Raw genomic sequence first — 25,377 nt, 5'->3', positions numbered from 1 at the left:
GAAGGTGTCCGTGCGACTTGCATGTGTTAAGCATACCGCCAGCGTTCATCCTGAGCCAGGATCAAACTCTCCGTGTCGATGCAAGAGTTTGTCTTTGGACCCTCAACGTCTGTTGCCGGCTGCCTCAATAAGCATTGGGCTGACGTTGAGGAAGTTTGTAAGTGAAATGGAAACTTGACAGGGTTGAATGAGCAGCCACAGCACCCTCAGGGGGTCTGTTTTGCTGCTTGCCGGGCGATGGTTGACTGAACGAGTTACTTGTCAAGGTTCTGGGACGCCGGGGCTGGGTGGCCTTGTGGCGCTTTACTACCCTATCCCCACCACCACCCCCACGTCAAGTCCTACCCAGCCACTTTGTTCGGGAAGTCTTTGGCGAGAATGAGGGAAAGGGAGAAATAAAACTATTTGTATACTGACAGTCTGACCGCAGAGTTAGTAAGATGGTTGCAAGGGTCAGGTTTTGGAGAAACTGCGATGCTGACTTTGCGTAAGCGGGAAGAGAGGGGTCATGTCAAGCTCAGTTGGCTTGATACTTACCACTCATTTTCTTTCGGGGAGTACTACGACCCTCGCTACATGGGTTTCCGCGCTTTGCGGGTGATTAACGATGACCGAATCCGCCCGAGTGCTGGCTTTCCGACCCATGGGCACCGGGATATGGAGATCGTTACTTATGTTTTGGAAGGGATCCTTGAGCACAAAGACAGCTTGGGCACGGGATCTGTGATTCGTCCTGGCGAAATTCAACGGATGACAGCGGGCACAGGGATCCAGCACAGCGAGTACAATCACTCGGCGGATGAGGAGGTTCATCTGCTGCAAATTTGGATTTTGCCGGAGCAGGAAAACCTAGATCCCAGTTATGAACAAAAAGCGACGGGTTTAGCAGAGCATCCCAATGAGTTTTGTTTAATTGCCTCTCGGGATGGACGCCAGGGATCCGTAATTGTGCATCAGGATGTGAATCTCTACGCGGGGTTGATTGAGCCGGGACACACCATCTGCCAATATTTGGATGAGAAGCGCTACGGATGGCTGCAGGTGGCTCGCGGCAATGTGACCCTAAATGGCTTGTTTTTGCGAGAAGGAGATGGCGTGGCCATTGCTGAGGAAAGCGAGCTCAACCTTTTCAGTGAGAAAGGTGCTGAGGTGCTGCTGTTTGATTTGGCCTGAGGATGACTTTTGGCTAAGTTCTGGCCGTTTGCCTCAAGTTCATAGTCGTTTCAGGCTGGGGTGAGACGTCCGGGCTACTGAGAGAAGCCTTCTGACCTGTGCATTATTGCTCCGCAACGCTAACGCGAAGGCGCGACCGACGCTTCGGGTGTGGGCGCAGTGTCTTAGTTCGAATCGAGGTGGCCATAGGTCTTTTGGGATCCCAACTTTTTCTGCTGCTTTCAAGTCCTTTCAGGGGGAGAAGTGGATCCTTTTTTCTTCAGGGTCTTGCTGAGTGAACTGAGAAAGAACTTGCTGCCAAAGTTGAGCAGTCTGGGATCCCTTTCCTTTGGCGTACAGGAGGCGGGCTCCTTCCTGTTGGGGATGTGGCTGTAGGCACAGCCAGAGGTAGGTCGCAGGCAGATGGCAGAGGTACTGGGGCCACTCAATGGCGGTGATCCCACCTTGGCTCCAAAGTTCTTCTAGCCCTAGGTCTTCCAGGAGTGTGGACTCTCTCCCACCGGCGCGAGCGGCAGAAGAGGGCTCCAGACGGTAGAGATCGCAATGGAAGAGAGGGATCCGCCCGGTGCGGTATTCCTGTACCAGCACGAAGGTGGGGCTGTCGATGGGTTCGGGGATCCCTAAGCCCTGCCCCAGCCCCTGCACAAAGGTGGTTTTGCCACTGCCCAGATCGCCCTCTAAAAGGATCACCAAGCCGGGGAAGGACTCTATCGTGCTCGTGCAATGGAAGGTGGGTTGCTGAGCCGAAGAGCCCAAGAGGCGAACAGCCATCTGTCCTACCAAAGCGGCCAGAGACTGGGTGGCAGCAGCCGAGGGCAACATAAGAGGAAAGGTTTCCTGCCAAAGTTCCTCACCTTGCATGATCGTCATTCCTTCTGAGCTTGCTCAGGGGCAGGGATCCCTGCCGAGAAGTTTTGCGAGGACGACATCCCACTCAGGGGAGCAGAAGACCGTCTCTGGGCCATCACCATCACGGCCAAGCCAACGCCGATGAGCAGCAAGCTCACGCCCTGAGCTACCCGCAACGGCCCCAGCATGAGGCTATCGGTGCGCAGCCCTTCGATCCAGAAACGCCCCAAGCTATACCCCAGCAAGTAAAGACCGAGAAGACTACCTGGCGGGGGGTTTCGTCGATAGCTCAAGAAGAGCAAGATCCCAAAGAGGCCAAAGTTCCAGAGGGATTCGTACAAAAAGGTGGGATGTACCCGAGAGCTGTCGGGGAGTTGCAATTGTACCCATAGAGGGCTGTCTGGCGGCAAAACCTGCCCATAGGCTTCGTTGTTGAAAAAGTTGCCCCAACGCCCGATGCCCTGACCGAGGAGGACAGAGGGAACGATGCAGTCTGCCAGCAGCCAAAAGTCGAGCCGATGCCGCCTTGCGAAAAGATAAAGTGCCGCACTGCCGCCGATCAAGGCGCCGTGAATGGCAATGCCCCCCTGCCAGAGGGCCAAGACCTGCCACCAAGGGCCATCTCGATAGCGCTCCCATTCAAAGACCACGTAATACAGACGGGCAAAGGGCAGGGATCCAACCACCAACCACACCAGCAGATCGGGCATGGAATTGGGGGAAAGGCCACGCCGAGCCGCCAGATGTCGAGCCAGAAGCAAGCCCAACACCATTGCCAGGCCGATCAGCAAGCCATACCAGCGCAGGCTAAGCGGCCCCCAACTGAACACAATCGGGCCGGGGGATCGTAAGACCAAAGTCATGAACACAGGGATATTCCTGAACAGATCCCTTTAGCACACTCTACTCGCTCTGCAAGGCTGTGCAGCAGACCTACCCTCACCCCCAGCCCCTCTCTCAAAGAGCAAGGGGAGCTTGGTTAAGTTGCTTCCGCGGGGTTTTTGCCCACTGCTGCAGTGGCAGATCGAGGGAGAGGGCAGGGATCCGCTCAGGGCAAGGCGACAATGTTAGAATGCAGGCTCAATTTTCCACCACGACTCCTGGGGGGTGTGCGGGTTATGGCCCGAAGCAAAGCCGCTGCTGTGAACGCTGCTGATGACTCGGACAAGTTGAAGTCAGAGAAACGCAAAGCCCTGGAGCAGGTGTTAAGCCAGATCGAGCGGAATTTCGGCAAAGGGGCAATCATGCGCCTGGGGGATGCCACCCAGATGCGGGTGGAGACCATACCCAGCGGGGCCATCACCCTCGACCTGGCCTTGGGCGGAGGTTATCCGAAAGGGCGAATTATCGAAGTCTTTGGGCCGGAATCTTCCGGGAAAACCTCGATTGCCCTACACGCCATTGCTGAGGTGCAAAAACGAGGGGGAACGGCAGCTTTCGTGGATGCGGAACATGCGCTGGATCCTACTTACGCAGCAGCTTTGGGGGTTGATATTCAAAACCTGTTGATCTCGCAACCGGATACGGGAGAGGCAGCTCTGGAGATCGTCGATCAGTTGGTGCGCTCTGCGGCTGTGGATATTGTGGTGGTGGATTCGGTGGCAGCGTTGGTGCCCCGTGCCGAGATCGAGGGGGATATGGGAGACGCCCATGTGGGATTGCAGGCCCGCCTGATGAGCCAAGCGCTGCGCAAGATTGCCGGGAACGTCAGCAAAACCGGCTCCATTGTTCTTTTTTTAAACCAATTGCGCTCCAAAATTGGCGGTATAGGCTATGGCCCCCAGGAGACCACCACAGGCGGCAATGCCCTCAAGTTTTATGCATCGGTGCGGCTGGATATTCGGCGAGTTCAAACCCTGAAAAAAGGCGCTGAAGAATACGGGATCCGAGCGCGGGTCAAGGTGGTGAAAAACAAAGTTGCTCCCCCTTTCCGGCGAGCAGAGTTTGACATCATCTTTGGCCAGGGCATCTCCAACATCGGCTGCATCATCGATCTGGCAGATGAGATGGGCATTCTGAAGCGGCGCGGCTCTTGGTACAGCTACAAGGAGGAAAATGTTGCCCAAGGGCGGGACAATTTGGTCGTTTACTTGAAAGAAAATCCCGAGATCTTGGCGGAAGTGGAAGGGGCTGTGCGGGAGAAGCTATCTTCTGGGGTACCCGTTTCTGCCAGCCAACCGGGGGCAATGGAAGACGGAGAGGAGGAGATTGACGGCGCGATCTTTGAGGGCGATGAGGAGTTTTGAGACGAAGCGGGCTACTCCAGCCGAGGAGAACTCTCTAGCTGCTGTCGTCTTTGTCTGAGGGCTTCGTAGAGCAGCAGCCCACCCGCCATGGCCACATTGAGGGAGTCCACATCCTTGGCCATAGGGATCCGCACCTGTGCATCGGCCTGTTGGATGGTCGATTCCCTCAGGCCGGCTCCTTCGTTGCCCAGGAGAAAGAGGGTTGGGCAGGTGAGATCTTGATCCCAGTAACAGCTTGCCGTGGGGGAGAGGGTAGCGGCCAAAACTTGGATCCCTTGGCGACGACAGGCTTGGATCCAAGTGAACAAATCCGGCAACACTTGAGGTGGACGGCGAAACCAGTGGCCGGCTGAGGCCCGCAAGACTTTGGGGTTTTCCGGATCCACGCTGTCTGCGCTGAGCCAAAGGCCATCGGCTCCTGCGGCAGCCACGACTCGGATGAGGGATCCCAAATTGCCCGGATCTTGCAGCGTTTCCACCACGAGGCCCAAACGTACCCCGGACAAGGGGGGAGAGGGAATCTGCCGACTGACGGCCACGGCCACGGCTCCTTCGGGAGACTCGGTGGTACAGAGTGCCGCCATGACTTCTGGGCTGACGGGTTGCCGCCGTAGGCCCTTGGGCAGATCGGCCAGCAGGTGAGGGTGACGGCTGGCCCAGTCGGGCGTGTAGCAGAGGGCTTGCAAAGGCCAGCCGACCCGCAGGGCTTCTTCGATGAGATGGGATCCCTCTACCAAAAAGGCGCCCTGTTCTCGCCGACCTTGGCTGCGGTGCAACTGCCGCAACTTTCGGATCCAGGGGTTTTTCGGGCTGGTCAGCAGTAAGGACTCCGTCCCGCTAACGCGATCAGAAACCATGGGGCAACAGTCAGTCTCTTGCTTGGAGATAATCCTTTTCTCCCTCAGGAAAGCTGAGGGTTGATGGCTCGGAGCACCTGGGAAGCACCACGATGGAAGGTTTATTTAACCGTATCGACGCAGCCGCTGGATAAAAAATCCATCCCGATCCTGTCGGTGGGGCCAAATGAGCAGGGGATCCCCTTCTGCAGCCCAATGAGGATGGCTGTCGAGAAAGGCTTGCATGATCTCCTCGTTTTCGGCAGGATGCAGCGTACAGGTGGCGTACACCAACACTCCGCCCGGCTTCAGCCAACGGGCTGCCACTTGCAGGAGCTGGGCTTGCAGGTGGGCCAACTCTGGGATCCGCTCTGGGGTTTGTCGCCAGCGGGCATCGGCATGGCGGTGCAGGGTTCCCAAGCCGGAGCATGGGGCATCCAGCAAAACCCGGTCGGCGCTGTGCCAGGGGGGCAAGGGGGCAGGGGGTAAGGACTCCGTCCCGCTGACGCGATCGGCAGCAGCGCTCAGCGGCAACAGGTCGATGGCCAGGGAACGAATCGAGGTCAAGCCCAAGCGATGGGCATTTTCCTCTAGGCGCCGCAGACGGTGGGGGTGACGATCCAAAGCCCAAATCTCCCCTCGATCCTGCATGTGTTGGGCTATTTGGGTGGTCTTGCCGCCCGGAGCAGCGCAGCAGTCGATCACCCGCTCTCCCGGCTGGGGATCCAGGCAATGCACCACCTGCTGGGCACTGGCATCTTGAACGCTCCACCAACCCTGGGCAAAGCCGGGCAGGGCCGTGATGTCGCCAGCATGATCCTGAAGTCGCAAGGCACCCGGCACCTCGGAGATGGGGAGGGCAGGGATCCCGGCTGCTGCCAAGGCTTGAATGACTTTATTCACATCTGCCCGCAGTGGGTTGACCCGCAAATCCAGGTGGGGTGGCTGATTAAACCAAGCACACAACTGCTCCGTTTCCACCGGCCCCAGGCGCTCCCACCATAGGCTCACCAACCAGTCGGGAAAGCTGTGCAGGATCCCGAGAGTCTGAATAGGGCTCCGCGCCGCTGTCTGCCGGGCATCTCGCAAAGGCTTGAGGGGATCCTTTCCGGCTTGATCCAGCACCTGCCGTTGATAGGCTCGCAAAATGCCGTTCACTACCCCTGTCAGGGATCCTAGCCCCATCTGGCGGGCCAATTCCACGCTGGTGTGGATGGCAGCGCTGGGGGGGATGTGATCCAAAAAAGCCAGCTGGTAGAGGCCAAGGTGCAGAATGAGCCGCAAATCGGGCGGTTGCTTGTGGGCAGAACGTTGGGCAAAGCAGTCGATTAGGGCGTCGAGGGTGCGACGACGGCGGGTAACGCCGTACACCAGCTCGCTGACCAGGCGGCAGTCGGCAGGGATCAGGCTGCTGTTGGCCAACAAATGCCCCAGAACCAGGTCGGCATAGGCGTTTTGGCGCTCGATTTTCTGCAGAGCCAACAGAGCCAGTTGGCGCGCGTTCATAGTCATCTCAGGATGTTCTCCCATCGCGTCAGCGGTGTGGAGCACTTTAGGGTCTAGAGATCCAGATCTCCGCTGGAGCAAGGCCGCTCCCAGGCGATACTGGAAAAGCCCCTCAAGGGATCCCATCATGCCTTACTCAACTGCTTTTCTGGAGGTGATCCCCGCCATTGACCTTTTGCAGGGCCGCGCCGTGCGCCTTTACCAGGGGGATTACGCCCAGGCAGAACAGGTAGCCGACGACCCGATCCAACAGGCCGAAGCTTGGGCGGCACAGGGTGCCCCTCGCCTGCATGTGGTCGATCTGGACGGAGCCAAAAGCGGGGATCCAGTCAACCTGCCCATCATTGAGCGCATTGTCCGCAGCCTGGCCATCCCGGTGCAGGTGGGGGGTGGGATCCGATCCCTGGAACGGGCGCGGCAGTTGTTGGATTTGGGGGTGGATCGGGTGATCGTTGGCACCCTGGCCGTGGAGGATCCTGACACCCTGGAGGCGATGACCCAAGCCTTGCCCGGGCGGGTTTGGGTGGGGATCGACGCTCGGCAGGGGCAAGTGGCCACCCGCGGCTGGCTGAGCACCACTCCCCTGCGGGCCACCGAATTGGTGCAACGGGTGGGGGAACAGGGCGTCGCCGGCATCATCTACACCGACATTGGCCGGGATGGCACCCTGGCCGGGCCCAATTTAGAACAGCTGCGCCAGATCCTAGCCGTCTCTCAAGTGCCTGTAATTGCTTCGGGAGGGATCGGCTCGCTGACCGATTTGCTGGCTTTGTTGAGCTTGCCCCGTTTGACAGGGGCCATTTTGGGCAAGGCCCTCTACTCAGGGGCGATCTCCTTGCAGGAAGCTTTGCGAGCAGTGGGGCCGGGCCGCTGGCAAGATCTACCGCCGGAAACCGGATCCCTGTGGGCCTAGGTATCCATCCAGAGATCGAGCGAAAGACAGCCCTGGCAAAACCTCTGCCATACTGGTGAAATCAACAGGCAACTTCATGCGACAACACCAGCCGCTGGTGAAGGTTTTCCAAGACATTTTTGTTTTTCAGGTCATGTCTGTCCCTGCGCTTCGCCCTGCTGTTCGAGCTTTACAACCCGAGTTGGTGACCTGGCGCCGCCACATCCACAAGTATCCTGAGCTGGGCTTCCAGGAGAAGCAAACCGCTGCTTACATCAGCCAGCGCCTGAAAAGTTGGGGGATCCCTCACCAGACCGGCATTGCCCACACCGGCATCGTGGCCACCATTGAGGGAGAGCAGCCGGGGCCGGTTTTGGCGCTGCGGGCCGATATGGATGCCCTGCCCATTCATGAGGCCAATGAAGTCGAGTACCGCTCCGCCATCCCCAACGTCATGCACGCCTGTGGCCACGACGGCCATACGGCCATTGCTATGGGCACCGCCAAGCTGCTGCAACAGCACCGTCAACACCTCAAGGGCACGGTCAAGGTCATTTTTCAACCTGCCGAAGAAGGCCCCGGCGGAGCCAAGCCCATGCTAGAGGCGGGGGTTCTGAAAAACCCGGATGTGGAAGCCATCCTCGGCCTACACCTGTGGAATAATCGCCCTCTGGGCACTATTGGCGTGAAAAGTGGCCCCTCGATGGCCTTTGCCGACCGCTTTCAGATTCAGGTGATCGGGCGAGGCGGACATGCTGCCCTTCCCCAACAAACAGTGGATGCCATTGTGGTGGGATCCCACATTGTCAATGCTTTGCAGACCATCGTCTCCCGCAGTGTGGATCCGCTGCAGCCGGCGGTGGTGACGGTGGGCCGCTTCCGGGCTGGCGATACCTTTAACGTCATTGCCCCTAGAGCTGAGATTTGGGGCACCGTGCGCAGCTTTCAGCCGGAAGTGCGGGATTTGATCTCAAAACGTATGGAAGAAATCGTTGCCGGCATTTGCCAAGCCTACGGGGCCACCTACGAGTTTCAGTACGAACGGGGCTACCCAGCGGTTTGCAACGATCCTGCTATGGTAGCGCTGGTGGAACAAGCTGCCCGCCAGGTGTTTGGCTCAGAGGCGAGGATCATCCCAGAAATGACCATGGGCGGCGAGGACGTCTCCTTTTTTCTCAACGAGGTGCCCGGCTGCTACTTTTTTTTGGGATCCGCCAACCCCGAAAGGGGCCTGAACTACCCTCACCACCACCCCCGCTTCGACTTCGACGAGGCTGCCCTTGGCATTGGGGTAGAGCTGTTCCTGCGCTGCATTGAGAACTACACCGGGCAAGCCTTGAGTTAGCGGGAAACCTCGGCTAGGGCCTGAGCAAGTCAGCGGATCCGCTGCCGGGAAGCAGCAAGGGCTTCATAGGTTCTGGGGTGGGACGGGTAGGGGCAGGATCCCCGTCGGTGGGAATGTAGAGGGGCGTTGGGTTGGGATCCCCACCGAAGGCCAGCACAAGGGCTTCCAGCAGGGCCTGTCGCTGTTGCCGGTTCAGGGATTGTACAACGGCTTTGTCTTGGGCGTAGGGGTTGACCGTGAGGCGGTCGGCACCGGGATACCGTTGGGCGACCATTGGCTCGTTGGCATCGAAATAGTCTGCCAGCGTCAGTTGCCAGTCAAAGCGGTCGGTGGGGGAGCGACCAGCCACCTGCAGGTGATAGATCATCATTCGCCGCACCAAAGTATCCTCTTCGGGTGCGGGGCCGCCATCGTTGGGGTTAATAGGGGTGTAGGTGTTTTCCAGCGGCAGATCCGGCAATGCCTCGTACACCCGCCGCGCCGCTTCGGGGATCAGCCGCAACTGGGCATAGGCAGGCCCGGATCCCAGCAGAACCGCAACGGCAATGCCCAGCAAACCTGGCAAAAGGGCTTGTTTCCTCATCCTGCTCGCCCCAAAACTTGTTTCTGTGAAATGAATTGTATTGCAATCAAGCAGTGGTTTCGGATTGTAGATTTGGCAGATTCAGCGATTGAGATCAGGCCACAGTTGGAGTTTTGGGCCATTGCTAATCAATGCTGAGTCCATCCACCACCTGAGGTTGAGGACTCGGTTTGAGAGGGGCCGACTGGGCCAAGCGATCCCGTTGGTGGTGCTCTTGGGAATGCCTTTGCCAGAGGCCGAGAATATCCAACGTTTCGCCGCCATGCTGCGTATAACGCTTCCGCACTTTACATAACACGGGGGTATTGACGCACACACCGGAGACGATCACCTGACCTTTGCTCAAGGCGGGCAATTCCTGCAACAGATCCCGCCCGGCAGCTTCAACACTGTGACGCAGATTTTCTTGATCGGAAGGGTTGACAATTCGCATTAAAAATTGGCTCATGCATTGCGACAAAATGTCCGAGTCTAACTTGCCAGGGCGTTGCGTGATGAGACCTACCCCCAGTCCAAACTTGCGTCCTTCGCTGAGAATGGTGCGCAGCACCTGTTTGCAACGGGAAGGCTCGTGGGCAGGGGCAAACCGATGGGCCTCTTCCAGCAGAATAAAGACGGGATAGGGCAAGTAATTTTCGTCCCCTGCCTGGATCTTGCCTTTGTGGGTATTGATGCGAGCATAGTTGGCCTGGCGCAAGATGGCAGCGGCGATCACCTGCTGTTCTTCCTGGCTGATCTCGTGCATTTGTAGAATGGTCACCTGCCCCGGCTCAAACAAGTCTTTGGGGGCCAGATGTTCTACATTGCTGAAATAAGGAGAGCGGTCGATCTGTTCTAATTTCCACTCCAAGGCGGCGGCTGAGGATCCTTGGGATCCATCTTCTGCAGAATCGGCTTCATTTACGGCATCGATTAAATCCTGAATCGTCCAGCGGAGTGGGTTAAATTGAGTTGTTCTGCGTAAGGCTTTTTCCAGAAAAGATTTTTGCCGATCGCTGGTTTCCGGCAGCAGGGTCAGAATATCAAAGAAGTTAAGAGAAGATACACGAATCTTAATTTCCTGCGGTGAAAGAACCTTGACTTTGGGTCGGTAGCCATCTTCCCCAAAAAACTTGGGGTGGGACTGCATTTCTGCCAGCGTGTGGTATTCCCCGTGGGGATCGAAAATGAGGACGGCAGCTCGGTTTTTGGGCAAAAGCAGCTCTTCAATCAAAACCCCTGCTGTATAAGATTTGCCGGATCCTGTCCCCGCCAAAATGGCCAGATGGGTGCTGACCATTTCCTTGACGTCCAGTACTACGGGCACTGCTCCCTCATCGCGCAACAACAGGCTGCCCAAGTGAGCACCCCCAATGGCTGTTTCATCTCGTTTGTTCAAAATTGATTTCAGCAGACGATTGGAGGCCAGAAAAACCTTGGCACCGGGATCCGGAGCGCGGCGGGGGTTAATAAAGCCCATCTTCTGATTGAAATAGCCGATGACCTCGACGGTAACCGCATAGATTTCCGGATTGGGATGGGTAAAGCCCACCAAAGCCACGATGGTGCTGGGATCGATTTCGGTATCGGCAAAGATGCGATCGGGAATGTGATCGAGGAGTTGAACCTGGCTAATTTTGCCCAAGATTTGCAGGGTTTGCGATTGGGGATCCTGGACTTCGTAATAGACGAAATCGCCCACCTTTACCGCTTGGGTATTGGAAGTGATGAAAATATATTGGTTGGAGGTTTCTCCAGGCCCTTTGACAGTGCCAATTACCTCTGGAGAGTCCTCAGTTGGAGAGAGGTTGGCTTCTGGGTAGTGGCCATTGACGGTGATTTTTTGGGGCATCAGCGCATCGCTCCTACAGTCATTTTCCAGGCCAGTTCTTTGCTTAAGATTTGCAGGGCTCGCCGTTGGGCTGGATCGGCAAACATCGGCGTAATGTCATTCAAGACTTGGTAGATTAAATGATTGGCAAAGTTGCCGCCACTACTCAGCAGCAAACCATAGTAGGAAAATTGGGTTTGACCTTGAGGATCTTGGTGAAAGCGCAGGATCTCTTCCTGGCTCATGCGAAAAACGGGCGTGTTCACCGGCACTACCACGCGCGGGATCCCTTGTCGGCCACAGCGGCGCTCTTCATCCAGAGCCCCGATTAAAACCACCGAGAGCAATGTGCGCACCTCATTCTGCAAATCGGGGGAAAAATAGGGATCCGGCTGGCTGGAAAGACGCGGCCCAGAATTGAGGAACATCGGATTCAGGAGTTGGGTATTGTAAACCAGACCTACAGCCCAGTGTCGCCGGTCGCTTTCTAGCTTGACAAAGCTGCCGAAGCCATAGTCATCAGGAGCCGGCGGATTTTTGACTTCTAAAGCATCGTCCACCTGCACCACATAATCACAGTGATTGTTGGAGCGAACTACCTTTCCCAATCTCATCGAACTCGTCTCCGCTGTAATTTACTTACTGTTTTCCGGGATAGCCTTAGGTTCAGCTTTTCGCGAGCGGCCCAATCTTGCATGAGACGCAAGAAAAGGTTGCGATCCTCATTGCGGATAACGGCTATTTGATCGGCTGTCTCCAGCACATAAGGATAACCTCGCCCAATCACCACCTCACAGCGAACCAGATCCACCAACCAGTCCAACAGTCCTGCCTCATAAACCCAAACGGGTATTTCCAAGCGGGCCGGAAAGTTGTCATTGGTGCGCAGGTAAACAAACCCCACTCGCTCCCGCATTTCTTGGTAGGAGTTGAGGATCCCATCTTGGGGGTTGAGGCTGCCGCCGCGGGCACAGATGAAAAAAGGTGTGCGATCCCCCCACTCCAACCAGGGACTAAGCAGTTGCGCATCGTGAAGCTGTGGAGCTTCGGGTAGGTCAAAACAATGCTTCAGCAACGCCACCAAATCGGAAGTGTAGGTGGTGTCTATGTAGGCCACAATGGGGATCCGGCTTTGCTCGCTGGCCCGCAGAAGCTGGAGCAAACACTGCACATAAAAGTCTTGGCTTTCTGGCTCAAAGACTTCGGCAAAAGTAGCCACCAGCGCCCCGTCCAAAAAGGCCAATTTTCGGGATCCCGGTTGAGATTTTTGAATGTATTCTACAAGTCTCTCGATTTCCATTTGAAAGCGGCGCATGTTAACCATTCGCTCTTTCGGTTCGCCGCTGCTGTCGGATCCCAGGTCCCTTGGAGTCAATACATCCACTTGAATGTCTTTTTCGTACAAGCCTGTTGCACAATGATGGTTTTCATACCAGCCAATTTGAACCAGCGCCACCGGTATTGACAGATCTTTGCTGGGATAAATCTGGGATCCATCTACGGCAAAGGTAGGAATATTTTCAATGACCGACTTTGCCCAATCGCGGCTTTCTTCGTAATTGGCCCATTCCTGCTCAAAAGGGATCCTCCAATTGGAGTAGCGATCCCACTCTGCAGTAGGTAAAGCGCCTGGGAAAGGGAATGGAGCTATTTTTTCGGCAATCTCTAGGCTTGACCACTGGCACAAGCTTTCCATGGCCTGCTTATAGTATTCTCTGCGCTCCGACAGCCTTTGATCAAAAGTGGCAAAGGCCTCCCGCTTCTGCTGCAGCACCGCCAGGATCCGGTCGGCTCTAAACACCATAGGCGGGATCCCTCCTCACCCAACTGGAGCGCCTTTCTACCCGAATAACATTTTCCGTCATTTGCTCAAAGGTATCGTCGTGGCTGATAACAAATAGCTGCTCAAAAGATCGCAGGTTGGTGATGGCCTCTGCCAGCCGCTGTCGCCGTTGGGTATCCATATTGGTGGTGGGCTCATCGAAAAAGGCAATATTTAGTTGTCCCAACACCTTGAGTAAAGCCAAGCGCACTGCCAAGGCCGCCGACATTTGCTCTCCCCCGGAAAGGCTGGCAAACCGTCGTTTGGGGCTGCCGGCTTCTTGAACGCGGATCTCATAATCGGCTTCCCAGGTCAGGGTGACGTTGGGACGGTTGAGAATTTCTCGGAAGAGGTGATCGGCAGTATGGTTGATCTGCTGCAGGTAGTATTGGGTAATTTGAGGGCCGGCTTTTCTATAGGTATCTCGGCTAAACTTGATAAAGCGGTGTAGGCGTTCTTTCTCAGTTTTTTCTGCCTCGACTTGCTTTAAGCTTGCCTTGGTCTGTTCCAATTGCCGCAACTTTTCCTCAATTTTGCTCAGTTGAGGAGCTAAGCTCTCCAGGCGGGCTTGGGCTTCGGCTTTTTGAATTTCAGTGGCCTGCAAAAGGGATCGAAGGCGCTCATGCTCCCGCGGTTGATACAGAGCAGCTAAGGGATCCCGTGCTGCGCGAAGTTGGGAAAGCTGAGTTTGCAGTTGCTGCCGCTGGGCGTTTAGCTCGGCCAGTTCCTGTTCCCGTTGGGGAAGCAATTGGGCAATGGGTTCTGCCTGCAGATAGCGCTCGTGATCTAAACGGTATCGTTCGCGTTCTTCCTGCAGGGATCCCAGCTCTCGATCCAGATGCTCCGTTTGGCATAGGGCCTCCTCGATAGGGTTGAGTGCGGCCTGTAAATCCTGAAGCTGCTGCAGGCAGTCGGCCTGCATTTGTAAATACTGCTTTTCCTGTTTTAGCTCTGCTTTGAGCCGTTCGGCTTGACTTCTGGGATCCCCCAGAGATTTTAAGGTTTTGGCGGCTTTTTCAATTTGGGCTTGCAGGTCATCTTTGGATCCCTCTGTTTGTTCCCAGCGGTCGATCTGGGCTTGTTTTTCTTGCTTGGCTTTCTGGATTTGATCTAGGGCCAACTGGGCCGCTTGGAGTTCATCTTGCCGTCGGGGCAAACTTTGGGCAAGAGGCTGCATGCGGATAAAGGTCTCGTAGTTGTTGCGGTGCCGGCCTTGTTCTTCCCGCAAAGCTGCAATTCTTTCATCCAGATCTGAAAGCGGTTGCAGCTGCTCTTCTAGGGCTTGTATCTGCTGTTGGAGTTGCTGAACATGGGCCGCTATTTGTTGATATTCTTGCTCAACCCTAGACTTGCGGCTGAGATCTCTTTCCAAGCGCTGGATTTGCCCTCTGGGATCCCCCAGTTCTTGCAGCGCCTGGCCAATTTCCTGTTGTTGCCGAAGGAAGGTGGGCTCAGCCTCAAGATCCCAGTGAAGATCATCAATTCTGCTTTGTCGTTCGGCTTGCAACTGCAGCAGTTGCTGAATTTGGGCTTGTAAATCGGGTATTTGTGCGGCTAGGCCGAGCAAGGGTTGCAAAGTCCTGAGTTGTTTTTGGATGTTGGACAACTGCTGACGAAGTTGGGGCTCGGAAGTTTGGGGAGCCAGATCCTGCAAAATCTGATGGATGGACTGGAGCAACTGTTGGCTGAGTGCTGAAGATCGAGTGAGTACCTCTGGGATCCGCTGCCACAGAGATTGAAGTTGGGGATAGTTGTGTCGCTGCGCTTCCAATTCGTCCAGAAGTTGCCGGATGCTGTGATGGTGTTGAGCCAATTGATCCGAGCCCTGCTCAAAAAGGGCTTGTAGCTCCTGTTGAAATTGACGAGCTGCGGCAATGCGGCTGAGCTGAGTTTGCAATCGCTCCTGTTGAGTTTCGAGCGCAGGAATGGCGGCTACCCGCTCCAAATCCGCCTGCCGTTGTCTCAGTTGGAGCTGCAGTTGTTGCAATTGGACTTGGCCTTGTTCCTGCTCCGTTTCCCGTTGTTTGAGTTCAAGGCGCAGAGCCTGAAAGGAAGCCAACTTCTCGCCAAGTTGGGAGTGGCGCTGCTCCAGGGAGGCCTGCCGTTCACACAGGGGTTGCAGCTCAAGTTTTTCCGCCTCCATTTTTTGGAAGATCTGGAGTTGTTGCTGATATTCGGATCCCTGCAGCTCCAATCGATGCAGTTGATGTTGCAAAGTTTCCCGTTGAGCCAGTAAAGTTTGTCGGGTTCGCCGCAGCGCTTCCTGCTCTGCAATGAGGGTTTCCAACTGCAAATAACGGTTGTAGGTCAATTGATGCTGCCGACATATGGCCTGGGCCTGTTCAGCTTCTTGCACTCGGCTTTGTAGCAGTTGACAGCGCTCGGCGTGGGCTGTCCATTCTGCCTGGATCTGTTCCCATTCGCGGTGCAGGTGTAGCAACGTGTTGAGCTGTTGAGTCCAATAGGTCTGCTGACGCTCTAGCTCCTCTTGGGCCTGAATTTGCGGGGTTAGCTCCTCTAGCTCCTGCTTCCAGCGCTGCTGTTGGCTTAACTTTTCTTGAAGTCTTGCCAATTGGTTTTCGATATGCTGCTTTTGCGAGAGCAAAGCATCCCGCTGTTTCAGCCACTCCAAGCGTTGCTGTTGCTGTTTTTCCAGCTCCCGCAAGCGAGCTTCTGTGGCCAAAAAATGCTGAGATCCCTCCCAGTATTGCTGTTGCTGCGCTTGAGCTTGCCTGGCCTCTGCCCATAACTTTTCTGCCTGCTCAAGAGATACCTGAAGCAGGGATCCCTTTTGCTCCAGTTGGGCAATCTGGTGATCTAAAGTTTGGATTTGCTCAAGCCATTTCTCCAGTCGCTCGATCTCAAGCTTAACCTGATCCAGAGTGTGGATCGATTGACTCAAGCGCTCTTGCCAATAACTCAGTTCTTGTTGGATTTTCTGCCGCTCCGCTTGCAGCGGATCCCACTCCTGTAGCTGTTGGCGGAGCAATTCAATTTGATGATTAATGGCCTGAATCTGCGCCTCGCTGTATTTTTCGACCGCCAACAGGTCTTTGGCTACCTGCTGGTACTCTTCCACCTTTAAGATGCGATCGAAAACTTCTTTGCGATCTCGACCGGTTTTGAGAAAGTCTGCCGTGAAAGTCCCTTGGGGCACCCCAATCGTTGTGGCAAAGAGCCGCGCCAGGTCGGTGCCGGCAGGTACGCCCAAATGTTGCCTCAGCCACGGCAGCACATCGGACTTGCGCTCATACTCTAGGCGCTGCTTCAGCTGGGGATCAAAGAGACGATATCCCTGCGTTACGCTGCGGCGAACATCGTAGGTGCGCTGATCCCATTGGGAGATAAATTGCACAGTCACCACTGCGTCGTTGGCCCCGGAGCGAATGATTTCTTCTTGGCTGTAGGGGCAGTAGTCGAACAAAACCCAGGCAATGGCTTCCAAAATGCTGGTCTTGCCCGCTCCGTTTTCTCCGCAAATGGCGTTAATACCTGGCTCAAACGTGAAGACGGCATCCTCATGAGATTTGAAGTTTTGTAAAGCGAGAGAGAGGATCCGCATAATCAGTCTTCTGCTCCCCAAAAAGCTCCCCTTAGGTGAGCATACACTTCAGATTCTCCTTGCCCATCCAAAACCTTTTCTTTAAGATCCAGAAGCAGCCGCGCTAGCTCTTCACTGCGTTTGCGGTAGTGGGCATGGCTGCTCAGCAGATCCCTGTAGATTTTCTCTTCGATTTGTAGCCTCTGCCCCTCTTCTTCCAAGGAAAGGGCAGCCGACCCGAGCTCTAAAGTATTGGCCTCAAAACGAAACAGAACCAGCAAGGCGCCGGTAAGCTGCTGAATTTGACACTGTAGGGCGCGGCTATCCAGCTCATGCTTGGCGAACCCCACCTGTCCCACCAGCCGCAACTCCACCATCGGCTCCATCTCACTTTCCTGAAAACGGGATCCCTTAGCCAAGGCAATGGCTGCTGCGGCAATCTGTTCGGGGGTTTCTCTGCCCTTGGCCTCCAGATAGAGCCGGCGGCGGGGCCGCTGATGGTAATCCTGCACCAACTCCGCTTGGGGTGGGCCATCTCCCCAGCGGACGCGATAGGCCCCCCGTTGGAAGTCCCATTCGGCAGTGCTGTTGGCCTCCAGGGATCCCGGGTTGAAGATCCACCCGCCCTCGGAATAGCTTTTGTGAATGTGTCCCAAGGCCAGGTAGCCCACCCCCGCCTCCCGCAGGGGCAGCAGATCTTTGTAGCGCAGAGCGCCTTGGTAACGGGCAATTTGGCCCTCTAGACCGTGGTGGAACATCAACACCACCCGTTCTGGGCCGGGGGGCAACCGTCGAATGGCCGCCGCCAACTGCTCAATCGACCGAGGGGCTGCCGATCCGTACCACTGGGATCCGATCACCCGCACCCCACAGGGCAAATCCAGATACCCTCCCCGCCGGCCCGACCAGGGACGCAGCTCCAGTCCTTCTTCCCCTTCCTCAGGCTCCAGCAATATCAGCTCCCCGTGATCGGCCAAGTACCTCAGCCAACTGGTTTTCACGCCATAGGGGCGATTGTCGTGGTTGCCCTCAATGGCCAACACCGGGATCCCGGCCTGTTGCAGCTCCCGCAAGACGATCTGGGCTTGGTTGAGAACGCCGGGCTGAATCTGCCGATGCTCGAACAGATCTCCGGCGATGAGCACAAAGTCCACCGGATCCTGAATGGCATAGCGCCGGACAACATCCCGAAATGCCAAAAAGAAATCCTTGCTCCGCTCCGGGCTGTCGTAGCGGTCATAGCCCAGATGCACATCGGCCAGGTGTAAAAATGTGCAGGTTGAGCAGGCCATCCCCAGAGCACCTCGGCAAATTGTCCACAGTTTAGCAAACCCATCTTGTTCCCTACCCAAGATATAGGGATCCCTTCCTCTCAATCATCGGGTTCGCCCCGGCTATCTCCACTAGGGGTAGGTGCCGACTGAGGATCTGAGGAAACCCTGGAATGGACGGCTGCCCAAGAGTTCTCTCAGGTGGAATCGATTAAATCCAGGATATTGTGCTTCATCTTGTTGCAAATGTTATCGAGGGGCAGATCATTGGGATCCCGGCCAAAGGGATTTTCAATTTCGATGCCGATCTCTTCAACGCCAAACAACATAAAGCTCAGCCATCCCACAATGGGGCCGGTCATCCAACCCAAGCCCTCCACCATTTGAAACGGTAAAGACAAACAGTAAAGCAACAGCAACTGCTTCAAGTGCAGGGCATAAGCCATCGGCATTGGGGTCATGAGAATGCGCTCACAGGCCCCCAGCGCATCCACCATGCTGTTGAGCCGCTCCACCATGATCGTGAGCTGGTAGACCTCAACGCGGCCCTTTTGGTATTGGCGCTGCAGATAATCTCCAATCCAAAAGGCAATCTGCAAAGGGGGATGGTTGAGGCTTTGGAGACGTTGCAACTGCTCCAGGCTGAGGAGGGGCTGAATCTCATCCAGCAAAGGTTCCTGGCGCAGGTGCTGCTTCATGGCCATGGCAAAAGCGGGCAACAGATATAGAGTTTGGATCTTCTCTTCCCGGTCGCCGGGCTGCTTTTCTTCAATGGCTACCCAAATCAGGCGGGCCAAATTGCGCACGTCATTCACCACGGATCCCCAGGCTTTCCGCCCCTCCCAGAACCGTTCGTAGGCGGTGTTTGTCCGAAACACCAGCATCAAACCCAAAACGATGTTGGGCACAAACGCCACCAACGACGACAGCGCCAGGGGCAGCCCCAGCTTATACAGAATCGAAACCAGCACTCCGACCAAGCCGCAGGTAAAGGCGCGGGGCAGCACTGCCGGCACAACTGATCCTTGCAACTGCAGGGCCAGTCGAAACCAACGCAGCCCCTCTCCTGCAAGATACTTGCGAAGAACCATAGTGCAGCGTCGGCAAGCTTGCCCTCTAATCCTACAGCCTGCCGCCCAAGAGGGGATCCCTTGCCCGACCATCCTGAAAAGCGACGAGGGTAGCCTGTTAGAGATTTTTCAGTTCGAGATTCTGTAAATGTCAAGCAATGCCCAGGCAAACTTCACGAACAACTTCCAGAACCCGAAGGTACTGTGGTACACTCTCAGCCAAGCAACAAATTCAACGCCGTTCTGCGATACCTCGACATGGCTGGAGTCCTCAAGCTCGACATTCAGGAATCGGCTGAAGAGCTCAAATCCCTACTAAGCAAGCAGTCTACACCGACCGGGAAGGAGCGGGTTCAAGCTCTCTACCTGCTCAAGATTGGGAAAGTCAAGACGATGACAGGCTTGGCTGAAATTCTGGGGCGGGACATCTCAACGATTTTTCGATGGTTTCAACGCTACAAGGCCAAGGGGCTAGAGGGCATGTTGACGGTGCCCCGCAACCAAGGGCGCAAACCCCTCATCCCCAAGCCGGTTTTGGAAATCCTCAAGCAGGAGCTGCATCAGCCTGGCCGATTCCGTACCTACAGCGACATCCGCGAATGGCTGCGGGAAACGCACGGTGTGGATGCCTCCTATAAGGTCGTTCACGAAACGGTTCGCTACCGTCTTAAGGTGCGCTTGCGGGGATCCCATGCTAAGCGGCGCAAAAGCGGGAGACAAGCCCCCCAGTTATCCCCCAATCTCTCCTGATCATGGCTGGGCAGCAGGGATCCAGAAACTGCTCTGCAGCAGAGGCGGGCCTGTGGGGGATTCGCTTCCTCCTGCCGGTTCAAGGGTGACGAGAAGGCGGGTCGGCTGCTCAGAATGGATGGGTTGACTGAGCCACTGCAGGGATCCTTCCCCGTTGACGGCAAAAGTGCCGGCGTTTTCCAGCAGTCGTCCCCCTCCCTGGATCTCCGACTCCAGCCACAGTTGATAGGTGCTCCCTGGGGGGGCGGGAGCCATCTCCGAGGCCAAGAGCAGCACCTGCTTGGCATGGGGCGACCAGAGGGCTTGCACCAACAGGGGAGTGCTGAAGCTGGGATCCCGCAGCAGGGTTCGCTGCACCTGCGGTTGTCGTTGCCACTCTTGGTAGAGCCGTTGAACTGCCACCGACTCTCCCTCGATGGGGGATCCCCACTGCCAGCGCAGCCGCCAGTAGGCCGCTGTTATGGCCAGCGCGTAGATCCCCAATACCGCCAGGCTGCCCCAGAGAAGACGTTGCGGCCACAGGGGAGCCGAAGTTTGAATGGAGAGGGGGGCAGGTAGCCAAGCCCAACGCCGCAGCCGTTCCCTAGCCTGAAAGGCTGTCAACTCGTAGAGCCACAGAGCCACTGAGCGATCCCGCTGCAGGTCAAAGGCATTGGCGTGTTTCCAGCAGAACTCGAACACCTGCCGCACCACCTCTTCCGCCTGGTGAGGTTGCTTGAGAATGGCCAAGGCAATATCCAGCAGGCGCTTCTGATAGCGATCCTTGAGCAAAAAGTGGCTGCGGCGATCCCGCAGTTGGATCTGGCGCATTAACTGGAAATCGGTCAGCTCAGCCATACACCTCTGGGGCATCCGATGAGCCTATCCGGGCTGATTTTGGCTCAGCCGGTAGCACTAGGCTGGGGAACTTTCCAGAACTATACACTAGCCCTGGAGCCGGCTCCCTTGCGAGCTGACTTCACCTCTCATCCAAAGCTGGCTTGGATCCCCCCTCTCGACAAGATCCCCAGTTGCGGCAGCACGTCCCTGGCAGAAGTTGGGATCCCACCCCTCTCCGCGACCCTCAGGCGGCATCCTTCTCCACCACCTTCTCCACCTTTTCCGTGCCGGCAGGCTCGTCATCGCTGCCGGGGTTGTTCATCTCTTGTTTGAAACTCCGCAACGCTTTGCCAAAGGCACTGCCCAACTCGGGTAGCTTCTTGGGGCCAAACACGACCACCGCGATCACCCCAATCACGGCCAGCTCTGGCAGGCCCATGCCGAAGATGCTCACGGCCAGGATAGGTTCGCTCGGCAGCAGAATAGTCATAAGTCCCCAAAACCTGAAAAGTAGAACAGACGGATCAACCCAGCTTGCAAGGGATCCATCCGTCCCACTCTAACAAGTTCTTCTCCCATGCAGAAAGGGTGTGGAAAGGGATCCCCTTCTCCCATCCTGCCCCCGGCCCACTCAAGACATAGGATGGTGCTATCCCTTGCCCGATGTTTTTGTTCAGAACAAGCCATGCCTGTCTCCTACGATATTGTGGTCATTGGCGCTGGTGCGGCGGGTCTGGTGGTGGCCAGCGCTGCGGCCCAACTGAAGGCCAAGGTGCTGCTGGTGGAAGGCAGCGACCGCTTGGGCGGCGATTGCCTCTGGTATGGCTGTGTGCCCAGCAAAGCCCTTCTTCACGTGGCCCATACCGTCCATCGGATTCGCCAGGCCATGGCTGCCGGTTGGGTAACTCTCCCTGGCCCAGCAGGGATCTCGGTGGATTACCTCAAGGTGTACGAACACATTCGCTCTGCCCAGAGCTACATCGCCAACCACGCCGATTCGCCAGATCGCTTCCGCCAACTGGGGGTGGAACTGGTGTTTGCCAAGGGCCACTTTGTGGATGGGCGCACCTTTGAGGTGGCAGGACGGCAGGTACAGGCGCGGGCTTTTGTCATCGCCACCGGATCCCGTCCTTGGGTTCCCCCCTTGCCAGGCTTGGCCGAGGCGGGCTATCTGACCAACGAATCGATCTTTGACTTGACCCGCTTGCCCAAATCGGTGGCGGTGATAGGGGCGGGGCCGGTAGGCTGCGAGTTGAGCCAAGCTCTGGCCCGTCTGGGATCCGAGGTGACCCTCATTGCCAGCCGCGAGCGCATCTTGCCCAAGGAGGATCCCGAAGCCGCCCAGGTGGTGCAGCAACAGTTGACCCAAGATGGGATCCGCATCCTCACCCGGGTACGCGCCACAGCAGTTGGCCAAGAGCAAGGGGCAAAGCTGCTTTCCCTAAAGGCCAATTCCGGGGCAGGCACCGCCGCTGCAGGTGATCAAGTGATCCGTGCAGAAGAGATTTTGGTGGCCGCCGGTCGGATCCCGAACGTGGAAGGGCTGGGTCTAGAAGCCGCCGGCGTGCAGTACACCCCCCAAGGGATCCAGGTAAATGCCAAGCTGCAAACCCGCAATCCCCGCATCTACGCCTGTGGGGATGTCATCGGCGGGCCGCAATTTACCCATGTGGCGGCCTACGAAGGGGCAGTGGCCCTGGTCAATGCCCTGTTTTTCCCCCTCAGCCAAGCGCGTTATCGTGTCATTCCTTGGGCCATCTTCACCGAGCCGGAGCTGGCCCGTGTGGGCCTCACCGAAAGCGAAGCCCGGCAGCAATACGGCAAGGATGTGGTGGTGCTCAAACAGGAGTTTGCCGATGTGGATCGGGCCCAGGCAGAAGCCGCCCCCCTGGGCTTTGCCAAATTGATCTGTCGACGCAACGGCCAGATTTTGGGGGCGCACCTGGTGGGATCCCAGGCGGGAGAGCTGATTCACGAGGTGGTTTTGGCCATGAGCCGGCGGCTGCCCGTCTCTGCCCTGACCGGGATCCACATCTACCCCACCCGCTCGGAGGTGAATGCCAAGGCGGCCCTGCAGCACCGCAAGCAACAATTGGCCGCCAACCCCCGCCTGCAGAACGCCTTGCAGGGATTCTTTGCCTGGAGGCGGGCCTGGAGCTAAAGCGCAAACCGGAGGTCGGCCACCGCTAGACTGGAATCAGTCGTTTGCTGAGGGTTCCCGATGGGCTTTCTCCTGTCTGCTGAACAAGTGGGTCAGTTTGTCTCCAACCAATGGCAGGATCCCTATGCCGTTTTGGGCCCCCAGCAGATAGAAGAGGCCGGGAAATCCTTTGGGTTGGTGCGCGCCCTTGTGCCCAATGCCCGGCAGGTTTGGCTGGTGGAACGCGCCACCGGACAGGCTCACCCGATGCAGCCGCTGCACCCGGAAACGCTGTTCGAGCTGCGTTTTGAGCCGGGAACCCCTCTGCCGGACTATTTTTTGCGGGCGCAACGGGCCTGGGATCCCCAAGGGGAACACTTGGAAGAATGGGAGGATCCCTACCGCTTTCCCTTGGAGAAGGTCAACCACATTGGCGAGCTGGATCGCTACTTGTTCAACGAGGGGAATCACCACCGCATTTACGACAAGCTGGGCGCTCATCCCATCACGGTGGATGGGGTGAAGGGGGTGCATTTCGCCGTCTGGGCTCCCAACGCCCGCAACGTCAGCGTTATCGGCGATTTTAACCACTGGGACGGGCGTCAACACCAGATGAAGCGGCTGGGCGAAAGCGGCATCTGGGCGGTGTTCATCCCCGGCATAGGGCCAGGCGCCATCTACAAGTACGAGGTGAAAACTTCCTGGGGGGATATCTACGAAAAATCGGATCCCTATGGCTTTCAACAGGAGGTGCGCCCCAAAACCGGCTCCATCGTAGTCGACCTCAACACCTACACCTGGCACGACCAAGCCTGGCTGGAAAAACGCGCCGCCACCGATCCCCTGCGCTCGCCGATTTCGGTTTATGAGGTGCATTTGGGATCCTGGATGCACGCCTCGGCTGAAGATCCACCTGCCGAAGGGCAAAGTGTGCTGGTGGATCAAAAGCCCAACACTCGCTTCCTCACCTACCGCGAGCTGGCGGACAAATTGATCCCCTATGTGAAGGAGCTGGGCTTCACCCACATCGAGCTGTTGCCGGTGGCAGAACACCCCTTTGATGGCTCTTGGGGCTATCAGGTGATCGGCTACTATGCCGTAACATCCCGCTATGGATCCCCGCAAGACTTTATGTATTTTGTCGATCGGGCTCACCAAGCCGGGATCGGCGTGATTGTCGATTGGGTGCCTGGGCATTTCCCCAAAGATGGGCATGGGCTGGCTTTTTTCGACGGTACTCACCTGTACGAGTACGCCGACCCTCGCAAAGGCGAGCACAAAGGTTGGGGCACTTTGGTCTTTAATTATGGCCGCAACGAGGTGCGCAATTATCTGGTGGCCAATGCCCTTTTTTGGTTCGAGAAATACCACATCGACGGGATCCGGGTGGATGCGGTGGCCTCGATGCTTTATCTGGATTATGACCGCAAAGACTGGATCCCCAATCCCTACGGCGGGCGGGAACACCTCGAAGCCATCGACTTTTTCCGGCAGCTCAATACCCTCATTTTCAAATACAACCCCGGTGCGCTTTCCATTGCCGAAGAATCTACTGCTTGGCCGATGGTAACTTGGCCAACCCATGTGGGTGGGCTGGGCTTCAACTTGAAGTGGAACATGGGTTGGATGCACGACATGTTGGATTATTTCCACATGGATCCCTGGTTCCGCCAGTTCCATCCCCATTTGGTCACCTTCAGCCTCATGTATGCCTTCAGCGAAAATTACATGCTGGCCTTTTCTCATGATGAGGTGGTGCATGGCAAGAGCCACATGTTGGGCAAAATGCCGGGGGATCATTGGCATAAGTTCGCCAGTCTGCGGGCTTTGTATGGCTACATGTTCACCCACCCTGGCAAGAAAACCTTGTTCATGAGCATGGAGTTTGGCCAGTGGAATGAGTGGAACGTTTGGGCAGATCTGGACTGGGAGCTGCTGCAGTATGAACCCCACGCCAAGTTGCGCCACTATGTGGCCAGCCTGAATCACCTGTTGCGCTCCGAACCTGCCCTGTACACCCAAGACACCAAGCCAGAAGGGTTCCGCTGGATTGACTGCAGCGACCATCGCGGCATTGTTTCCTTCATCCGCTACGGGGAGGATCCCAGTGAGTGGGTGGTGGTGGTTTGTAACTTCACGCCGGTGGTCTGGCCCAATTACCGCATTGGGGTACCGGAACGAGGTTTTTATCGAGAGCTGCTCAACAGCGATGCTGTGGAGTTTTGGGGCAGCGGGGTAGGCAATTTGGGGGGCAAGTGGACAGACGACTGGGCCTACCACAACTTGCCCTACTCCCTCGAGCTCTGCCTGCCGCAACTTTCTACCTTGGTGCTGAAATGGCAGCCGCCGCAGCCGGTCGAGTCCCAGAATTGACACCCTGCTGGCTTCCTTCCGCCGCACTGGGAGGACGGGTCTGGAGACTTCGTTTTTTGGCCATTTGTAGTCCTTTCAAGCTGGATTGAGACAATCCCCAAGCGCTCCATACCGCTTCCGAGATCACCCCCAGTCCTCTTCCCAGAGGGAGAGGGGAGTTGGGAAGCAATGGGATGGAAATGTTTCATTTCGTTTCATTCTTATTTAAAATGACTGTGGGCGTGGGTGCAGTGTTCTAGTTTGAATCGAAATGACCATAAGGCAGACATAACTGAGTGCTACGGGCAGGTTTTTTCTGAGAGGATTTCAGCAATGGCCGCAGCCACCCGCTCTTGTTGACAGGTGGTCAAC

General features: G+C 56.6%; 20 protein-coding genes and 1 rRNA gene. 7 read left to right on the top strand and 14 right to left on the bottom strand.

From position 1 onward, the window contains the following. A 16S ribosomal RNA gene (locus tag NW816_RS13215) occupies positions 1–77 on the bottom strand; the annotation flags it as partial. Between the two features lie 397 nt (positions 78–474). On the opposite strand from NW816_RS13215, the gene NW816_RS13210 reads away from it, so the two are divergent. Continuing rightward, complete coding sequence (locus NW816_RS13210) at positions 475–1,173, top strand: pirin family protein (protein ID WP_414375103.1); 699 nt, start codon at positions 475–477, stop codon at positions 1,171–1,173. A 231-nt stretch (positions 1,174–1,404) separates the two neighbouring features. Here NW816_RS13210 and tsaE read toward each other — a convergent pair whose 3' ends face one another. Continuing rightward, entirely contained in the window at positions 1,405–2,034 is a 630-nt protein-coding gene (gene tsaE / locus NW816_RS13205) for a tRNA (adenosine(37)-N6)-threonylcarbamoyltransferase complex ATPase subunit type 1 TsaE (RefSeq protein ID WP_414409451.1), read from the bottom strand. Between the two features lie 5 nt (positions 2,035–2,039). After that, the gene (gene lgt / locus NW816_RS13200; protein WP_414409450.1) at positions 2,040–2,885 is read right to left on the bottom strand and encodes a prolipoprotein diacylglyceryl transferase; all 846 of its coding nucleotides are present in this window, start codon (positions 2,883–2,885) and stop codon (positions 2,040–2,042) included. Positions 2,886–3,140: 255 nt separating this feature from the next. Here lgt and recA point away from each other — a divergent pair, with 255 nt between their 5' ends. Continuing rightward, positions 3,141–4,268 carry a recombinase RecA gene (recA, locus tag NW816_RS13195; RefSeq protein ID WP_414409449.1) on the top strand — a complete coding sequence of 376 codons (1,128 nt, stop codon included), beginning with the start codon at positions 3,141–3,143 and terminating at the stop codon, positions 4,266–4,268. Positions 4,269–4,279: 11 nt separating this feature from the next. Here recA and NW816_RS13190 read toward each other — a convergent pair whose 3' ends face one another. Beyond that, positions 4,280–5,125 (bottom strand): TrmH family RNA methyltransferase, encoded by an 846-nt coding sequence (locus tag NW816_RS13190; protein ID WP_414409448.1) that lies wholly within the window; start codon positions 5,123–5,125, stop codon positions 4,280–4,282. Positions 5,126–5,230: 105 nt separating this feature from the next. Then, on the bottom strand, positions 5,231–6,610 hold the full coding sequence (locus tag NW816_RS13185; protein WP_414409454.1) for a 16S rRNA (cytosine(967)-C(5))-methyltransferase: 1,380 nt from the start codon (positions 6,608–6,610) through the stop codon (positions 5,231–5,233). A gap of 148 nt (positions 6,611–6,758) precedes the next feature. Here NW816_RS13185 and hisA point away from each other — a divergent pair, with 148 nt between their 5' ends. Then, on the top strand, positions 6,759–7,523 hold the full coding sequence (gene hisA / locus NW816_RS13180; RefSeq protein WP_414409453.1) for a 1-(5-phosphoribosyl)-5-[(5-phosphoribosylamino)methylideneamino]imidazole-4-carboxamide isomerase: 765 nt from the start codon (positions 6,759–6,761) through the stop codon (positions 7,521–7,523). 133 nt (positions 7,524–7,656) lie between these two features. Further along, the gene (locus NW816_RS13175) at positions 7,657–8,847 is read left to right on the top strand and encodes a M20 metallopeptidase family protein (protein WP_414409452.1); all 1,191 of its coding nucleotides are present in this window, start codon (positions 7,657–7,659) and stop codon (positions 8,845–8,847) included. Positions 8,848–8,860: 13 nt separating this feature from the next. Here NW816_RS13175 and NW816_RS13170 read toward each other — a convergent pair whose 3' ends face one another. From NW816_RS13170 to NW816_RS13140, 7 genes are all read right to left on the bottom strand, one after another. Continuing rightward, positions 8,861–9,430 carry a hypothetical protein gene (locus NW816_RS13170; RefSeq protein WP_414409447.1) on the bottom strand — a complete coding sequence of 190 codons (570 nt, stop codon included), beginning with the start codon at positions 9,428–9,430 and terminating at the stop codon, positions 8,861–8,863. A gap of 124 nt (positions 9,431–9,554) precedes the next feature. Then, on the bottom strand, positions 9,555–11,261 hold the full coding sequence (locus tag NW816_RS13165) for an ATP-binding protein (RefSeq protein WP_414409446.1): 1,707 nt from the start codon (positions 11,259–11,261) through the stop codon (positions 9,555–9,557). Further along, positions 11,261–11,854 (bottom strand): hypothetical protein, encoded by a 594-nt coding sequence (locus NW816_RS13160; RefSeq protein ID WP_414409445.1) that lies wholly within the window; start codon positions 11,852–11,854, stop codon positions 11,261–11,263. Before NW816_RS13160 ends, NW816_RS13165 begins: the two co-directional genes overlap by 1 nt. Further along, a complete protein-coding gene (locus NW816_RS13155) occupies positions 11,851–13,044 on the bottom strand; it encodes a DNA double-strand break repair nuclease NurA (protein ID WP_414409444.1) in 1,194 nt (397 codons plus the stop codon). The genes NW816_RS13160 and NW816_RS13155 overlap by 4 nt, the downstream gene beginning before the upstream one ends. Further along, positions 13,034–16,624, bottom strand: coding sequence for an AAA family ATPase (locus NW816_RS13150; RefSeq protein ID WP_414409443.1), 3,591 nt, complete (start codon positions 16,622–16,624; stop codon positions 13,034–13,036). Before NW816_RS13150 ends, NW816_RS13155 begins: the two co-directional genes overlap by 11 nt. Before the next feature lie 2 nt (positions 16,625–16,626). Continuing rightward, positions 16,627–17,895, bottom strand: a complete 1,269-nt coding sequence (locus NW816_RS13145; protein WP_414409442.1) for a metallophosphoesterase family protein — start codon at positions 17,893–17,895, stop codon at positions 16,627–16,629. Between the two features lie 176 nt (positions 17,896–18,071). Beyond that, on the bottom strand, positions 18,072–18,965 hold the full coding sequence (locus NW816_RS13140; protein ID WP_414409441.1) for a bestrophin family protein: 894 nt from the start codon (positions 18,963–18,965) through the stop codon (positions 18,072–18,074). Between the two features lie 237 nt (positions 18,966–19,202). On the opposite strand from NW816_RS13140, the gene NW816_RS13135 reads away from it, so the two are divergent. Beyond that, positions 19,203–19,694: a helix-turn-helix domain-containing protein gene (locus tag NW816_RS13135; protein ID WP_414356910.1), complete on the top strand. Its 492-nt coding sequence runs from the start codon at positions 19,203–19,205 to the stop codon at positions 19,692–19,694. Here the strand turns inward: NW816_RS13135 and NW816_RS13130 are convergent, their stop codons facing one another. Together NW816_RS13130 and tatA are read right to left on the bottom strand one after the other, a co-directional pair. Further along, on the bottom strand, positions 19,695–20,531 hold the full coding sequence (locus tag NW816_RS13130) for an anti-sigma factor domain-containing protein (RefSeq protein ID WP_414409440.1): 837 nt from the start codon (positions 20,529–20,531) through the stop codon (positions 19,695–19,697). It lies immediately after the preceding gene. A 226-nt stretch (positions 20,532–20,757) separates the two neighbouring features. After that, positions 20,758–21,003 (bottom strand): twin-arginine translocase TatA/TatE family subunit, encoded by a 246-nt coding sequence (gene tatA, locus NW816_RS13125; protein WP_414409439.1) that lies wholly within the window; start codon positions 21,001–21,003, stop codon positions 20,758–20,760. 195 nt (positions 21,004–21,198) lie between these two features. Between tatA and NW816_RS13120 the strand changes: the two genes are divergently transcribed. Further along, complete coding sequence (locus tag NW816_RS13120; protein WP_414409438.1) at positions 21,199–22,674, top strand: dihydrolipoyl dehydrogenase family protein; 1,476 nt, start codon at positions 21,199–21,201, stop codon at positions 22,672–22,674. 60 nt (positions 22,675–22,734) lie between these two features. After that, the gene (gene glgB, locus NW816_RS13115; protein WP_414409437.1) at positions 22,735–25,026 is read left to right on the top strand and encodes a 1,4-alpha-glucan branching protein GlgB; all 2,292 of its coding nucleotides are present in this window, start codon (positions 22,735–22,737) and stop codon (positions 25,024–25,026) included. Positions 25,027–25,377: the final 351 nt, after the last annotated feature.

The sequence above is a fragment of the Synechococcus sp. W55.1 genome (genome assembly GCF_047461655.1).
Taxonomy (GTDB): domain Bacteria; phylum Cyanobacteriota; class Cyanobacteriia; order Thermostichales; family Thermostichaceae; genus Thermostichus.
The sequence above is the reverse complement of the archived record's forward strand: the minus strand, read 5'-3'. Positions and strand labels throughout refer to the sequence as shown.

Excerpts from the sequence above, each read along its gene's own strand:
- NW816_RS13210 (WP_414375103.1), top strand. The coding sequence starts at position 475 with ATGCTGACTTTGCGTAAGCGGGAAGAGAGGGGTCATGTCAAGCTCAGT.
- tsaE (WP_414409451.1), bottom strand. The coding sequence starts at position 2,034 with ATGCAAGGTGAGGAACTTTGGCAGGAAACCTTTCCTCTTATGTTGCCC.
- lgt (WP_414409450.1), bottom strand. The coding sequence starts at position 2,885 with ATGACTTTGGTCTTACGATCCCCCGGCCCGATTGTGTTCAGTTGGGGG.
- recA (WP_414409449.1), top strand. The coding sequence starts at position 3,141 with ATGGCCCGAAGCAAAGCCGCTGCTGTGAACGCTGCTGATGACTCGGAC.
- NW816_RS13190 (WP_414409448.1), bottom strand. The coding sequence starts at position 5,125 with ATGGTTTCTGATCGCGTTAGCGGGACGGAGTCCTTACTGCTGACCAGC.
- NW816_RS13185 (WP_414409454.1), bottom strand. The coding sequence starts at position 6,610 with ATGAACGCGCGCCAACTGGCTCTGTTGGCTCTGCAGAAAATCGAGCGC.
- NW816_RS13175 (WP_414409452.1), top strand. The coding sequence starts at position 7,657 with ATGTCTGTCCCTGCGCTTCGCCCTGCTGTTCGAGCTTTACAACCCGAG.
- NW816_RS13170 (WP_414409447.1), bottom strand. The coding sequence starts at position 9,430 with ATGAGGAAACAAGCCCTTTTGCCAGGTTTGCTGGGCATTGCCGTTGCG.
- NW816_RS13165 (WP_414409446.1), bottom strand. The coding sequence starts at position 11,261 with ATGCCCCAAAAAATCACCGTCAATGGCCACTACCCAGAAGCCAACCTC.
- NW816_RS13160 (WP_414409445.1), bottom strand. The coding sequence starts at position 11,854 with ATGAGATTGGGAAAGGTAGTTCGCTCCAACAATCACTGTGATTATGTG.
- NW816_RS13155 (WP_414409444.1), bottom strand. The coding sequence starts at position 13,044 with ATGGTGTTTAGAGCCGACCGGATCCTGGCGGTGCTGCAGCAGAAGCGG.
- NW816_RS13150 (WP_414409443.1), bottom strand. The coding sequence starts at position 16,624 with ATGCGGATCCTCTCTCTCGCTTTACAAAACTTCAAATCTCATGAGGAT.
- NW816_RS13145 (WP_414409442.1), bottom strand. The coding sequence starts at position 17,895 with ATGGCCTGCTCAACCTGCACATTTTTACACCTGGCCGATGTGCATCTG.
- NW816_RS13140 (WP_414409441.1), bottom strand. The coding sequence starts at position 18,965 with ATGGTTCTTCGCAAGTATCTTGCAGGAGAGGGGCTGCGTTGGTTTCGA.
- NW816_RS13135 (WP_414356910.1), top strand. The coding sequence starts at position 19,203 with ATGGCTGGAGTCCTCAAGCTCGACATTCAGGAATCGGCTGAAGAGCTC.
- NW816_RS13130 (WP_414409440.1), bottom strand. The coding sequence starts at position 20,531 with ATGGCTGAGCTGACCGATTTCCAGTTAATGCGCCAGATCCAACTGCGG.
- tatA (WP_414409439.1), bottom strand. The coding sequence starts at position 21,003 with ATGACTATTCTGCTGCCGAGCGAACCTATCCTGGCCGTGAGCATCTTC.
- NW816_RS13120 (WP_414409438.1), top strand. The coding sequence starts at position 21,199 with ATGCCTGTCTCCTACGATATTGTGGTCATTGGCGCTGGTGCGGCGGGT.
- glgB (WP_414409437.1), top strand. The coding sequence starts at position 22,735 with ATGGGCTTTCTCCTGTCTGCTGAACAAGTGGGTCAGTTTGTCTCCAAC.